Genomic DNA, 13,007 nt, shown 5'->3' on the forward strand with positions numbered 1-13,007 from the left:
AGCTGCACGGAATGCACCACTCTCGCCACGGATCGGCGGCCCCCCTCGTTCGCAGGCACCCCCTGTGAGCGCGTCCCGCCGTACCCGGAGGTACCTCGTGCTCCGTCGCTCCCTGCCGAGCGTCCGGTGATCACCGACTCGACCATGACGGCCCTGCACGCGTCCCTCACCGGACTGCAGCAGCGCCAGCGGGTGACCGCCGACAACATCGCCAACATCCAGACGCCGGGCTTCCTGGCCGGCAGGGTCGACTTCGAGTCGACCCTGCAGAGCGCGATCGCCAACGGCGAGACCCCCGGGGTCGGCCAGAGCGCGGTCACCCGCTCGATGGACCCGACCCGCACCGACGGCAACAACGTCAACCTGGACACCGAGACGGTCATCGCCACCGAGACCGGCCTGCGCTACCAGCTGTCGATCAGCGCCCTGGACGGCAAGTACGCCCTCCTGCGCTCGGCCCTGCGGACGCAGTGATGACCGTCTTCGACACGCTGCGCATCGGCGGCTCGTCGCTGTACGTCCACCGCAAGTGGATGGACGCGGTCGCCGACAACATGGCCAACATCAACACGGTCAACGCCCCGGGCGAGGCTGCCTTCCAGGAGCGCATGGTCGTCGCCGAGGCGGTGCAGTACGGCTCCGGCCAGGGCGGCGTCCGCGTCGCCGGCACCGAGCTGGGCAGCGCCGAGGGCCGGATGGTCTACGAGCCAGACAACCCGCTCGCCGACGACGAGGGCTACGTCCGCTACCCCGACATCGACCTCGGGGACCAGATGACCCAGCTGCTCATGGCCCAGCGCGGCTACCAGGCGAACCTCTCCACCATCAAGAGCGCCACCGAGGCCTACCAGCAGGCCCTGCAGCTCGGGAAGGGCTGACCATGACCTCACCGATCAGCGGCATCTCCTTCGGCATGCCCGGCATCACCGACGTCGCCGGCGTCTCCGGGGCGGCCTCGGCCGCCGCGCCGGCGTCGGCCTCCGGCGACGGCGGCTTCGCCGCCGTCCTCACCGGTTCGATCGACTCGCTCAACGCCGTACAGGGCACGGCCGACACTCTCGCCCTGCAGGCCGCCACCGGCGACCTGCAGGACGCGCACGACTACATGATCGCCAGCACCGAGGCGCGGTTGGCCACTGACACCGTGGTGACCCTGAAGAACTCGGCGGTGGCGGCCTTCACCGAGATCATGAGGATGCAGATCTGATGCCCGCCGCCCTCGCCGGACCGCTGGAGCGCATCCGGACCACCCTGTCCACCATCAGCCTCGGCCAGAAGATCGTGATCGGTCTCCTGCTGGCCGGGCTGCTGCTGGGCGGGGTCTTCTTCACCCGGTGGATCACGGCGCCGACGCTGTCGCCGCTGTTCAGCAACCTGGCCTCCACCGACGCCTCGGCGATCGTGGAGGAGCTGAACGCCGAGGGCGTGCCCTACGAGCTGGCCGACGGTGGCCAGACCGTCATGGTCGCCCAGGACAAGGTCTACGACATGCGTCTGGCGATGAGCGGCAAGGGACTGCCGGCCGGCAACGAGACCGGCTACTCCCTGCTCGACGAGCAGGGCATCACCACCAGCGAGTTCCAGCAGCAGGTCTCCTACCAGCGGGCCCTGGAGGGTGAGCTCTCCAACACCCTCAAGGCGCTGGACGGCGTCCGTTCCGCGGTGGTGCACGTCGCGCTGCCCAAGGAGGACGTCTTCGCCACCGAGGACGACCAGCCGACCGCCTCGGTGCTGCTGGACCTGGCACCGGGCACGAACCTGCGGGGCGAGCAGATCCAGGCCGTCACCCACCTGGTCTCCTCCAGCATCGAGGGGATGTCGCCGGACTCGGTGACGGTGGCCGACTCCACCGGTGCGGTCCTCTCCGCCGCCGGCGGGGGCGCGACCGGTGCGGCCGGAGACGCCCAGTCGGAGCAGGAGCAGGCCTACGAGGGGCGGCTGGCGGCCAACGCGCAGCAGATCCTCGACCGGGTGGCCGGCCCCGGCAACGCCGTGGTCTCCGTCCGCGCCGACCTGGACTTCTCCCAGCGCGACACCACGACCGAGAGCTACCAGTACAACGAGGGCACCCCGGCGCTGTCGGAGAGCACCACCACCGAGAGCTATACCGGCACCGGGACCGCCGTCGGCGGGGTGCTCGGCGCGGAGGACGTGGCTGCTGGCGGCGGTGAGTCGGCCTACGACAAGGAGTCGACCACCTCCAACAACGCGGTCGACAAGACGGTGGAGACCATCGCCGGCGCCCCCGGCGCGGTCGAGCGGCTGACCGTCTCCGTCGTCATGGACGACGCCACCGCCGGTGCCCTGGACCAGGCCACCATCCAGGACCTGGTGGGCAACGCGGTCGGGCTGGACGTCGCCCGGGGCGACGCCATCACGGTCGCCGCGATGGCCTTCGACACCACCGCCGCCGAGCAGGCCGCCGCCGACCTCGCCGCCGCGCGGGAGGCGGAGAAGACCGCCCAGATGTGGTCGATGATCAAGACCGGCGGCATCGCGCTCGGCATCGCCCTGCTGGTGCTCATCGTCTGGCTGCGCTCCCGGCGCAACCGCGAGGAGTACGAGGAGCTCGAGGAGGAGGAGCCGGAGTACGAGCGGATCCAGGTCGAGAGCGTCCGGGACCCCGAGCTCGACGACCGGGCCGCCCAGCTGGCCGTCGCCCAGCGCGAGCGGGTGCGCGGCGAGATCTCCGAGATGGTCAGCGACCGGCCCGACGAGGTCGCCACCATGCTCCGCGGCTGGTTCGCCGACGCCAAGTGAGCAACGGGCCGGTGAGCACCGGCCGGTGAGCACGACCGAGTGAGCAGCACGACGTCCGGGGCCTCCCCCGGTGGGGCCGACGCCCTGCCGGGTGGGGCCCCGGACTGCCGATCAAGTAGGTGGACGCCGCCGGCGTCCGAGACGAGGGGGGAACGACAGCAGTGAGCATCGCCAGCATCGAACAGCTCACCGGGGTGCCGGCCCGGACCGGTGGCCAGCTCGCCGCGCCCCCTCGCCCCGAGCTCCCCGGCCTGCGCAAGGCAGCGGTGTTCCTCGCCCAGCTGACCAAGGAGGAGGCCGGCGCCGTGCTCGCGCAGATGCGCCCCTCCGAGGTGGAGAAGCTGACCGGCGAGCTGATGGCCCTGCAGCGCGTCGACGGCGCCGACGTGGACGACGTGCTGAGCGAGTTCCACGCCCTCATGCAGGCCCGCCGCTTCGTCGGCACCGGCGGCGTCGAGTTCGCCCGCGAGGTGCTCGCCGCCGGCCTGGGCGAGGAGAAGGCCGACGGCATCCTCTCCCGGCTCAACGTGGTCTACACCGAGCTGCCCTTCGCCTCGCTGCGCAACAGCGACGTCCGGCAGCTGGTCACCTTCCTCAAGGACGAGCACCCGCAGGTCGTCGCCCTCGTGCTGGCCCACCTGCCGGCCCCGCAGTCGGCCGAGGTGCTGTCGGGCTTCCCGCCGGACCAGCAGGCCGACGTGGCCTACCGGATCGCGATGATGGACCGCACCGCCCCGGAGATGGTGCGGATGGTCGAGGAGGAGCTCGGCCGCCGGATGGGGTCGCTGCTGGCCTACCAGGACATGGCGACCGTCGGCGGCGTCGAGACCCTCGTCGAGATCATCAACCGCTCCTCCCGACCCACCGAGCGCTCCATCCTCGAGTGGCTGGAGAACAGCGACCCCGAGCTCGCCGAGCGGATCCGCTCGCAGATGTTCGTCTTCGAGGACATCGTCACCATCGACGACCGGTCGCTGCAGCTGGTGCTGCGCGACGTCGAGGCCAACGACCTGGCCACCGCGCTCAAGGGCGTCAAGCAGGACGTCCGGGACAAGGTGGTCCGCAACCTCTCCGAGCGTGCCGGGGAGAACCTGCTCGAGGAGATCGAGCTGCTCGGCCCGGTGCGCGCCCGCACGGTCGAGGAGGCCCAGGCCAAGGTGGTCGCGGTCATCCGCACCCTCGAGGAGCAGGGCACCCTGACCATCTCGCGGGGTGGTGAGGATGACTTCGTCGCCTGACGTCGCCGGCGAGCGAGGAGCGGACCGACGCCGGGCACCGGGCCCGCGGTCGTCCGACGGCGCGCGCGAGACGCTGCTGCTGCGGGGGTCCTCGGCCGCCGACGCGATCCCCTACCAGCGCAGCGCCTCCGGCGCCCCGGTCTGGGGACGGCGTGGGACGACGGCGCTCGCCGACGACCCGGTGGTGGTCCGTCCGGCGACCCCGCCCGTGACCCCGCCCGCACCGGCCCGGTCCGGCCCGCCGCCGGTGGTGCTGCCCGGCCCGGTCGAGGCCACCACCGTCCCGACCCCGCCGTCCACCGCCTCGGCCACCGTCCGGGACGCCGACTCCGCGTCGGCCGCCCGGGTGGGACTGCGGCTGGGCGAGGTCTACGCCGAGCAGCTGGCCCGGCTGCGTGAGGAGGCCCGCCGGGCGGGCTGGGCCGCCGGCCACACCGAGGGCCTGGTCGCCGCTGAGCAGGTGGTGCAGGCCGCCGAGCGGGCCGCGGAGGAGCGGCTCGCCGCGGTGCAGGTGCGCTGGGAACGCCGGCTGGCCACGGCCACGGCCGCCATGGGCGCCGCGGTGGAGCGGCTGGACGCCACCGCCGCCCCCGTCGTCGACGAGCTGCGCGACAGCGTCCTGGACACCGTCCTCGTGCTGGTCGGCGACCTGCTCGGCCGGGAGCTCGCGATGGCCGCCTCCCCCGGGCTCGACGCGCTGCGCCGTGCGCTCACCCTCTGCCCGCGCGACGTGCCGGTCGTCGTCCGGCTGCACCCCGACGACCTCGCCGAGGTCCCCGCCGACGCGCTGGCCGGGCTGCCCGCGTCGGTGACCGTGGTCGCCGACGACACCGTCGAACGGGCCGGCGCCCTGGCCGAGGCCGGCACCCAGCGGGTGGACGCCCAGCTGTCCGCCGCGCTCGAGCGGGTCCGCGAGGTGCTCCGCTCGTGACCACGCCATTGGCCCCCTCGCAGGGGCCCGCCGTGAGCTTGCGAGCGGTGGGGGGCGAGGGGGTCCTTTCTCGCGCCCGCGCGGCCGCCCGCCCGCAGATCACCGGGATCGTCACCGGCGCCATGGGCCTGACCCTCAGCGTCGAGGGCGTCTCCGCCGCCGTCGGCGACCTGGTCGAGGTCAGCACCGGCCCGCGGCCACTGCTGGCCGAGGTCGTCGCCGTGCAGCGCGACCGGCTGACCTGCATGCCGCTGGGCGACCTGTCCGGCGTGCACTCCGGTGCGCGGGTGCGCCCGACCGGCCTGCCGCTGCAGGTGCCGGTCGGTGAGGCGCTGCTCGGCCGGGTGCTCGACGGCCTCGGCCGGCCGATGGACGGCGGCCCACCACTGGGCTCCGCCGTCCGGTACGTCGACCTGACCAGCGAGACCCCGAACGCACTCACCCGGGCCCGGGTGAGCCGGCAGCTGACCACCGGCGTCCGTGCCCTGGACACGCTGGTCCCGGTGGGCAAGGGCCAGCGACTGGGCATCTTCGCCGGCTCCGGCGTCGGCAAGTCCACGCTGATGAGCCAGATCACCCGCGGCACCGACGCCGACGTGCGGGTCATCGGGCTGATCGGTGAGCGTGGCCGCGAGGTCCGGGAGTTCCTCGAGGAGGACCTCGGCCCCGAGGGGATGGCGCGCACCGTCGTCGTGGTCGCGACCTCCGACGAACCGCCGCTGGTCCGGCTGAAGGCCGCCTTCGTGGCCACCCGGATCGCCGAGGGCTTCCGCGACCAGGGCCGCGACGTGCTGCTGATGATGGACTCGATCACCCGCACGGCGATGGCCCAGCGCGAGGTCGGGCTGTCCGCCGGGGAGCCGCCGGCCACCCGCGGCTACCCGCCGAGCGTCTTCGCGATGATGCCCAAGCTGCTGGAGAAGGCCGGCACGTCGACGACGGGCTCGATCACCGGCCTCTACACCGTGCTGGTGGAGGGCGACGACCACAACGAGCCGATCGCCGACACCGCCCGGTCGATCCTGGACGGCCACGTGGTGCTCACCCGCAAGCTCGCCACCGCCGGGCACTTCCCGGCCATCGACGTGCTCGAGTCGATCTCGCGGGTGGCGACCACGATCGTGCCGCCGCCGCAGATGACCGACGCCCGGGAGATCCGCCGGATGATGGCCGCGCTGCGCGACGTCCGCGAGCTCATCGAGATCGGCGCGTACCAGACCGGCAGCGACCCCCTGGTCGACCGGGCCCGCCGGCTCGTGCCCGCGATCGACGCCTTCCTGCGGCAGACCGTGGACGACGCGACCTCGACGGCCGAGGCGTTCGCCCGACTGCACACGATCGCCACCACCGCGTGAGGGCCGGTCGCGTGAGGGCCGGTCGCGTGCACGCCGACCTCGGCCGCCTCGCACCGTGAAGCAGCCGGCCTTCCGCCTGGAGCCGGTGCTGAGGCTGCGCCGGAACGAGGAACGGGCCGCCGCCCTCGCGGCGGCCCAGGCCGCCCGGGAGGCGACCGAGGCGGCCGAGCGGGCCGAGCGGGACGCCGCCGCGCTCAGTCGCCGCGGCCTGCCCGTGGCTGCGACCGGTGGGGCGTTCGTGGCCGCGATGGTCGCATCGACCGCCGCGGCTGCCGATGTGTCAGCTGCACGGGCACTCGCGCTCGCCCGGGCGGAGCAGGCCGAGTTGGTGCGTGCGCGGTGGACCGCCGCCGCGCAGCGCACCAAGGGCCTGGAGCGCCTGCGGGAACGGCACGTGGCCGCCCTGCAGGCGGCCGCCGACGCCGCCGAGGTACGGGCGGTCGACGACCTGGTCACCGGCCGGCACAGCACCACCGACAGGGAGGAGGAGACGTGGACGGACTGACCGCGGTACAGGCCCGGATCGGCCAGATCCAGGCACGCTTCATGCCCCCCGCGACGACCAACGCCTCGTGGGCCAGCGCGGCATCCGCCGCCGGCCTCACCGGCACCAGCTCCGCGACCAGCACGTCCACGCTGTCGGCCACCGGCACCGGGGCGGAGGTCGTCGGCGCGGCGACCAAGTACCTGGGTGTCCCCTACAAGTGGGGCGGCACCGACCCGGCGACCGGGCTGGACTGCTCCGGCTTCACCCAGCGGGTCTACGCCGACCTCGGGATCAGCATCCCGCGCACCTCCTCGCAGCAGGCCACCGCCGGCCGCCCGGTCGCCTCCCTCGCCGAGGCCCAGCCCGGCGACCTGGTCTTCTTCGACAACTCCTCGTCGCGGGCCGGCATCGACCACGTGGGCCTCTACATCGGCGGCGGGAAGATGATCGCCGCCCCGCAGGAGGGCGACGTCGTCAAGGTGCAGGACGTCGGCAACCCGACGCTCATCCGCCGGGTGCTGCCGGAGGGCACCAGCACCGCCGCCGTCTCCGCCGCCACCGGCGGCGGGCTGGCCGGGGTGCCCTACGCCGACCTCTTCACCCAGGCCGGCGCCAGGCACGGCGTCTCCCCCGCTCTGCTGGCCGCGGTCGCCAAGACCGAGTCCGGCTTCAACAGCTCCGCGGTCTCCTCCGCAGGCGCCACCGGGCTGATGCAGTTCATGCCCGCCACCGCCAAGGGGCTGGGCGTCAACGCCGCCGACCCGGCCTCCTCGATCGACGGGGCCGCCCGCTACCTGAGCAGCCTGACCAAGCAGTTCGGCTCCACCGAGCTGGCGCTGGCCGCCTACAACGCCGGCCCGGGCACCGTGCAGCGCTACGGCGGCATCCCGCCCTACGCCGAGACCCAGTCCTACGTCCAGAAGGTCACCAGAGCCGCGGAGGCCTATTCATGACCGCTCCCACCTCGATGCCGGTGATGCCGGCCGTGGCCCGCGCAGGCGCCCCGAGCAGCACGGCGTCCCCGAGCGGGGACGGCTCCCCGGCCTTCGCCGACGCGCTGGACACCGCCCTGGACGACACGCTCTCCGGCGGCGGCAAGGCCGCCGGCGGCTCGCCCACGGACCCCGAGCAGTCCGATGCGGCCACGGCCGAGGACGCCGCGGCGCCGGCGCCGGTCGTGCTGGTGCCCGGGCTCTGGGCGCTGATGACCGCGGTGAACCCGCTGACCACCTCCGCTGCCGGAACGGCCGCCACCACCGCGGCCGCCAGCCTGATCGGGGCGGTGACCGGCGTCGCGGTGCCCCCGCTGCCCGGCGCCCCGACCACCGAGGTCGCGGTCCCGGGTGCCACGGCGCCGGGTGTCACGGCGCCCGGCGCCGACCAGCTGCTGGCCAGCGTCGACCCGGCGCCCACCGGCACCGCGGTCCCCGCGCCGGCCGCGACCGCGGCCGACGTGCTGGCCGACGCGGCCGGACTCACCGTCGTCCGCGACCCCGCGCCTGCAGCCGGTCCCCTCTCGGCCGAGCCGGCTGTCGTCGCGGGCGGCGTGCTGCCGCCCGCCGCCGGGGCGGCCGGCTCGGCGGACGCCGGGACCGACGGAGCCACCGGTGGTGCTGCCGGTGCCGTGCCGGCAGCCGCGGCCGACGCACCCCAGGACGCCGACGCGGTGTTCACGCTGGGCGGTGCGACGGCGAACGCCACCGTCGGCGCCGCCGCCGAGGTCACCCCCGCCCCGGCCCCGCTGCCGGACGACGCGCCCGTCGCCGCACAGCTCGGCCGACAGATCGCGGTGCTGCGCAACGCCCCGGACGGCAGCCAGACGATGACCCTCGTCATCACCCCCGAGGACCTCGGCCCGGTGACGGTCTCGGTGACGGCCACCGCCGGCACCCTCGACCTGACCCTGCACGGGTCCTCTGAGCTCGGCCGGCACGCCCTGCTCGACGCGCTGCCGGACCTGCGCCGCGACCTGGAGGGCGCCGGGCTGTCGCTGAGCAAGCTCGACGTCGGCACCAGCACCGATGGCGGCTCGGGCTCCCGCGCGGCCCAGCAGCTGCTCGACGCCCGCGCCGGCCACCAGGGCTCTTCCGGCCAGCCCGGCCAGCAGGCGCCCCGCACCTGGGGCTCGGTCCCCGACGCCGTCGCCGCCGACGGCACCCCCCTGACCACCGACCAGTCCACGTCGCCCGGCGTGGACGTCCGCGTCTGACCTGGAGTCCGCTCGATGACCACCCCCGTAGGCAGCGTCGGCACCTCGACGACCACCGCCAGCAGCGCGGTCGACCGCTCCGACCAGATGGGCAAGGACACGTTCCTGAAGCTGCTGGTCGCCCAGATGCGCTACCAGGACCCGAGCAACCCGACCAGCAGCAGCGAGTTCATGGCGCAGACCGCGACCTTCACCCAGGTGGAGAAGCTCGAGGAGATCGCCAAGCAGAACGCCGAGCTGCTCACCCTGCAGCGCTCGCTGAGCGCCGGCGCCCTGGTCGGCAAGCACGTCGCCTACACCGCCGACGACGGCACCACCGTCACCGGCGCGGTCTCCTCGGTCATCGTCACCGCCGGCAACGAGCCGCGGGCGATCGTCGGCGACAAGGCCGTGCCGCTGGGCCGGATCACCGAGATCACCATCCCAGAGGTCGACACCCCGGCCACCACCCCGACCACCACGGGCACCTCCGCCAGCTGACCCCGGCGTCCCGCCCCCTGCACCGACACCGATCACCGATCGCGAGGAGTCCTCCCCATGCTGCGTTCCATGTTCTCGGCCATCTCCGGCCTGCGCGCGCACCAGACCAAGCTCGACGTCACCGGCAACAACATCGCCAACGTCAACACCGTCGGCTTCAAGGCCAGTCAGACCGTCTTCGAGGACACGCTCAGCCAGGTGCTCCGCAACGGTTCCGCGCCCAACGGCGACACCGCCGGCACCAACCCGGCGCAGGTCGGTCTGGGCGTCAAGGTCGCCGGCATCACCACGAACTTCGGCCAGGGCTCGACCCAGAACACCGGCCGGGCCAGCGACTTCATGATCAGCGGCGACGGCTTCTTCGTCACCAAGGTCGGCAACGAGCAGCTCTACACCCGGGCCGGCTCCTTCGACACCGACGGCGTGGGCAACCTGGTCACCCCCGACGGCGCCAAGCTGCAGGGCTGGATGGCCAATGCCCTGGGCGTCGTGGACCCGAACGGCCCGCTGGTGGACCTGAGGATCCCCACCGGCCAGGTGCTGGCCCCGGTCGCCACCACCGGTGCGGCGCTGGCCGGCAACCTATCGGCCACCCCGGCCGCCAACGAGACCCCGGTGACCTCGCAGATCACCATGTACGACGACCTGGGCAACGCCCACCCGGTCAGCGTGGAGATGACCCGCAACGCCACCCCGGCCAACAGCTGGAACGTCACCTTCACCGACACCTCGACCGCGACGGCCACCTCGACGGGGACCGCGCTGGGCAGCGTCACGCTGCAGTTCGCCGACGGCAGCAACGCCTACCTCGACGGGAACGGCCAGCCCCGCCAGGCCGGCACCCTGCACCTCCCGAACCCGGCCACGTTCCAGCTGCCCACCTCCACCGCCGGCTTCGCCGCCTGGACGAAGGACGTGGACGTCGACCTGTCCGCCATGACCCAGTTCGGCGGCAAGAGCGACGCCGCGGCGAAGACCACCGCCGACAGCGGCTCGGCGATGGGCGTGCTGGAGGGCTACTCGCTCGCCAGTGACGGCACCATCGTGGGCCTCTACTCCAACGGGCTGCGGCAGAACATCGGTCAGCTCGCGCTGGCCACCTTCACCAACCCCGGCGGCCTGGAGAAGGCCGGCAACAGCTCGTTCCGGGCCGGCGACAACTCCGGCAACCCGCTGGTCGGGCAGGCCGGCACCGGCGGCCGCGGCAGCCTGTCGGCCGGCGCCCTGGAGATGTCCAACGTCGACCTGGCCGAGGAGTTCACCGGCCTGATCGTGGCCCAGCGCGGCTTCCAGGCCAACAGCCGCGTGATCACCACCTCCGACGAGATCCTGCAGGACCTGGTCCAGCTCAAGCGCTGATGACGGGCCCGGTCACCCGTTCGGGGTGACCGGGCCGTCCAGCTCAAGCACCACCCTCGAACCGCCGATGTCACGAACGCGGCGCGACGAGGCCCGTCGTGGCACCTGACCACCCCAGGTCACAGCCACCCCGAACCCCTGGAGCAGTCCGTGATCCGTCTGACGCGCCTCAACGGCGAGCACTTCGTGCTCAACGCTGAGCTGATCCAGCGCGTGGAGGGCCATCCCGACACGGTGGTCACGCTGCGCGACGACACGAAGTACGTCGTCACCGAGACCGTCGACGAGGTCGTCCGCGAGGTCCGCGACTACCGGGCCGGCATCCAGGCGGTCGCCTTCCAGATGGACCGCGGTGACTACCGCCCGCCCACCACCACCGACCTGCAGGGCCCCGAGGACGCCTCGGTCGTGCCCTTCCCGAGCCGAGACGAGCGCTGAGCCATGGACCCCGCCACCCTGATCGGGTTCGCGATCTCCCTGATCGCGTTCTTCGTCTTCATGATCCTCGAGGGCGCGGACCCGACGTCGCTGATCTTCCTCCCCGCGATCGTGCTGGTCATCATCGCGACCTTCGGTGCCGCGCTGGCCAGCCAGACGATGGCCGACCTGAAGAAGATCCCCGTCTGGTTCAAGATGGCCGTGCTGCCGGCGAAGGTGCCGCCGGCCACCGACCAGATCCAGATCCTGGTCAGCCTCGCGGAGAAGGCCCGCAAGGAGGGCCTGCTGGCGCTCGAGGCGCAGGTCAAGAACATCGAGGACCCGTTCCTCAAGCGCGGGCTGCAGATGAGCATCGACGGCACCGACCCCGAGGACCTGCGGGCCATCCTGGAAGGCGAGATCTCCGCCAAGAAGGCCGAGGACAAGGTCGCGGGCAAGTTCTTCACCACCATGGGCGGCTACGCGCCGACCATCGGCATCCTCGGTTGCATCGTCGGCCTGATGAACGTGATGGGCAGCCTCAGCCAGCCCGAGCTGCTGGGTCCGATGGTCTCCGCGGCGTTCATCGCCACCCTGTGGGGCGTCATGGCCGCCAACTTCTGGTTCCTGCCGATGGGCGCCAAGATCGCCCGGGTCAGCGAGCTGCAGGCCGCGCAGATGGAGCTGCTCGTCGAGGGCATCGCCGAGATCCAGGCCGGCACCAGCCCGCGCACCGTCCGGGCCAAGCTCACCTCGCTGGTGCCGCCCAGTGAGCAGGAGCGCGAGGCGGCATGAGCAAGAGCGGCGGGCACGGCGGCCACGGTGGTGGCCGCCGCAAGAAGCACGAGGAGCACGAGGAGCACGAGAACCACGAACGGTGGCTGGTGTCCGGCTTCGACATGATGACGCTGCTGTTCGTGCTGTTCGTCGTGCTCTACGCGATGAGCTCGATCGACGCCGCCAAGTTCACCGCCTTCGCCGAGGGCGCGCGTGAGGGCGGTGGCGCCCCGGTCACCATCCTCAACGACGGCGCCGCCATCGACGCACCCGTGGAGAACGACAGCCCGCTCAAGCCCGTCCAGGTGGCTCAGGAGGCAGCCATCGACGGCACCGAGCAGACCGCCGCGGAGCAGGCGGCGGCCGAGGCAGCCGCCGCGGCCGCGGCCAGGCAGACCGCCGCCGAGGCGCAGGCCGCCTACGACCAGCTCGCCGCGGCCCGCGCCGCGCTCCAGGAGGCGCTCGCCGCGGCCGGCCAGTCCGGCGCGGCCGAGTTCGTCATCGACGAGCGGGGCCTGGTCATCCACGTGGTGTCCGACCCGGTGCTCTTCGCGCCCGAGTCGGCGACCCTGCAGCCGCAGGGCACCGTCGTGCTCGACGCGATGGCCCCGACGCTGATCTCCCTGCCCAACCAGATCGAGGTCGAGGGCCACGCCAACTCCCTGCCGGTGACCCGTGGCGGCCCGTGGCCGTCCAACTGGGAGCTGTCGGCGATCCGCGCCACCACGGTGCTGCGACACCTCGCCGAGACCGACGGGATCCCCGACACCCGGATGTCCGCGGCCGGCTACGGCAGCACCCGGCCGCTGGTGCCCGACAGCGACCCCAGCTACGTCACCGTCAACCGGCGGGTCGACGTCGTCGTCCTGTCCGACGCCTCGGCGAGCGCCAATGCCCTGCTGCCCGGCCTCGAGGCCGCGGCGCAGTAGCCAGTCCGCACCACCGAGCAGCACCACCGACGCACCGCGCGCACCCACAGCCACGCGGGCACCGA

At 73.2% G+C, this 13,007-nt stretch carries 15 protein-coding genes; all 15 read left to right on the forward strand.

Annotation, left to right across the window (positions count from 1 at the left end; translation table 11 throughout):
• Window positions 1-144 precede the first annotated feature (144 nt).
• Window positions 145-474: a flagellar basal body rod protein FlgB gene (locus tag HLA93_RS00520; RefSeq protein WP_246625471.1), complete on the forward strand. Its 330-nt coding sequence runs from the start codon at window positions 145-147 to the stop codon at window positions 472-474.
• Window positions 474-878: a flagellar basal body rod protein FlgC gene (locus HLA93_RS00525; protein ID WP_222192274.1), complete on the forward strand. Its 405-nt coding sequence runs from the start codon at window positions 474-476 to the stop codon at window positions 876-878. The genes HLA93_RS00520 and HLA93_RS00525 overlap by 1 nt, the downstream gene beginning before the upstream one ends.
• 2 nt (window positions 879-880) lie before the next feature.
• Window positions 881-1,207, forward strand: coding sequence for a flagellar hook-basal body complex protein FliE (gene fliE, locus HLA93_RS00530; protein ID WP_222192275.1), 327 nt, complete (start codon window positions 881-883; stop codon window positions 1,205-1,207).
• Complete coding sequence (fliF, locus tag HLA93_RS00535; RefSeq protein WP_222192276.1) at window positions 1,207-2,760, forward strand: flagellar basal-body MS-ring/collar protein FliF; 1,554 nt, start codon at window positions 1,207-1,209, stop codon at window positions 2,758-2,760. Before fliE ends, fliF begins: the two co-directional genes overlap by 1 nt.
• Before the next feature lie 161 nt (window positions 2,761-2,921).
• A complete protein-coding gene (gene fliG, locus HLA93_RS00540; protein ID WP_222192277.1) occupies window positions 2,922-3,998 on the forward strand; it encodes a flagellar motor switch protein FliG in 1,077 nt (358 codons plus the stop codon).
• Entirely contained in the window at window positions 3,982-4,929 is a 948-nt protein-coding gene (locus tag HLA93_RS00545) for a FliH/SctL family protein (protein ID WP_222192278.1), read from the forward strand. Before fliG ends, HLA93_RS00545 begins: the two co-directional genes overlap by 17 nt.
• 32 nt (window positions 4,930-4,961) lie before the next feature.
• Window positions 4,962-6,284, forward strand: a complete 1,323-nt coding sequence (locus HLA93_RS00550; RefSeq protein WP_308127868.1) for a FliI/YscN family ATPase — start codon at window positions 4,962-4,964, stop codon at window positions 6,282-6,284.
• A gap of 55 nt (window positions 6,285-6,339) precedes the next feature.
• A complete protein-coding gene (locus HLA93_RS00555; RefSeq protein WP_222192279.1) occupies window positions 6,340-6,789 on the forward strand; it encodes a flagellar export protein FliJ in 450 nt (149 codons plus the stop codon).
• Complete coding sequence (locus tag HLA93_RS00560) at window positions 6,777-7,724, forward strand: transglycosylase SLT domain-containing protein (protein ID WP_222192280.1); 948 nt, start codon at window positions 6,777-6,779, stop codon at window positions 7,722-7,724. The genes HLA93_RS00555 and HLA93_RS00560 overlap by 13 nt, the downstream gene beginning before the upstream one ends.
• Entirely contained in the window at window positions 7,721-8,980 is a 1,260-nt protein-coding gene (locus HLA93_RS00565) for a flagellar hook-length control protein FliK (protein WP_222192281.1), read from the forward strand. Before HLA93_RS00560 ends, HLA93_RS00565 begins: the two co-directional genes overlap by 4 nt.
• Before the next feature lie 15 nt (window positions 8,981-8,995).
• A complete protein-coding gene (locus HLA93_RS00570) occupies window positions 8,996-9,460 on the forward strand; it encodes a flagellar hook assembly protein FlgD (RefSeq protein WP_222192282.1) in 465 nt (154 codons plus the stop codon).
• A 57-nt stretch (window positions 9,461-9,517) separates the two neighbouring features.
• Window positions 9,518-10,819: a flagellar hook protein FlgE gene (locus HLA93_RS00575; protein ID WP_222192283.1), complete on the forward strand. Its 1,302-nt coding sequence runs from the start codon at window positions 9,518-9,520 to the stop codon at window positions 10,817-10,819.
• Window positions 10,820-10,969: 150 nt separating this feature from the next.
• Window positions 10,970-11,257, forward strand: coding sequence for a flagellar FlbD family protein (locus HLA93_RS00580; protein ID WP_222192284.1), 288 nt, complete (start codon window positions 10,970-10,972; stop codon window positions 11,255-11,257).
• Between the two features lie 3 nt (window positions 11,258-11,260).
• Entirely contained in the window at window positions 11,261-12,031 is a 771-nt protein-coding gene (locus tag HLA93_RS00585) for a motility protein A (RefSeq protein ID WP_222192285.1), read from the forward strand.
• Window positions 12,028-12,942, forward strand: coding sequence for an OmpA/MotB family protein (locus HLA93_RS00590; protein WP_222192286.1), 915 nt, complete (start codon window positions 12,028-12,030; stop codon window positions 12,940-12,942). The genes HLA93_RS00585 and HLA93_RS00590 overlap by 4 nt, the downstream gene beginning before the upstream one ends.
• Window positions 12,943-13,007 lie beyond the last annotated feature (65 nt).

The sequence above is a fragment of the Modestobacter italicus genome, from assembly GCF_019799965.1.
Lineage (GTDB): Bacteria > Actinomycetota > Actinomycetes > Mycobacteriales > Geodermatophilaceae > Modestobacter > Modestobacter italicus_A.

Coding starts and splice junctions, on each gene's coding strand:
- HLA93_RS00520 (WP_246625471.1), top strand. CDS start 145: ATGACGGCCCTGCACGCGTCCCTCACCGGACTGCAGCAGCGCCAGCGG.
- fliF (WP_222192276.1), top strand. CDS start 1,207: ATGCCCGCCGCCCTCGCCGGACCGCTGGAGCGCATCCGGACCACCCTG.
- HLA93_RS00590 (WP_222192286.1), top strand. CDS start 12,028: ATGAGCAAGAGCGGCGGGCACGGCGGCCACGGTGGTGGCCGCCGCAAG.
- HLA93_RS00565 (WP_222192281.1), top strand. CDS start 7,721: ATGACCGCTCCCACCTCGATGCCGGTGATGCCGGCCGTGGCCCGCGCA.
- HLA93_RS00545 (WP_222192278.1), top strand. CDS start 3,982: ATGACTTCGTCGCCTGACGTCGCCGGCGAGCGAGGAGCGGACCGACGC.
- HLA93_RS00570 (WP_222192282.1), top strand. CDS start 8,996: ATGACCACCCCCGTAGGCAGCGTCGGCACCTCGACGACCACCGCCAGC.
- HLA93_RS00585 (WP_222192285.1), top strand. CDS start 11,261: ATGGACCCCGCCACCCTGATCGGGTTCGCGATCTCCCTGATCGCGTTC.
- fliE (WP_222192275.1), top strand. CDS start 881: ATGACCTCACCGATCAGCGGCATCTCCTTCGGCATGCCCGGCATCACC.
- HLA93_RS00525 (WP_222192274.1), top strand. CDS start 474: ATGACCGTCTTCGACACGCTGCGCATCGGCGGCTCGTCGCTGTACGTC.
- HLA93_RS00575 (WP_222192283.1), top strand. CDS start 9,518: ATGCTGCGTTCCATGTTCTCGGCCATCTCCGGCCTGCGCGCGCACCAG.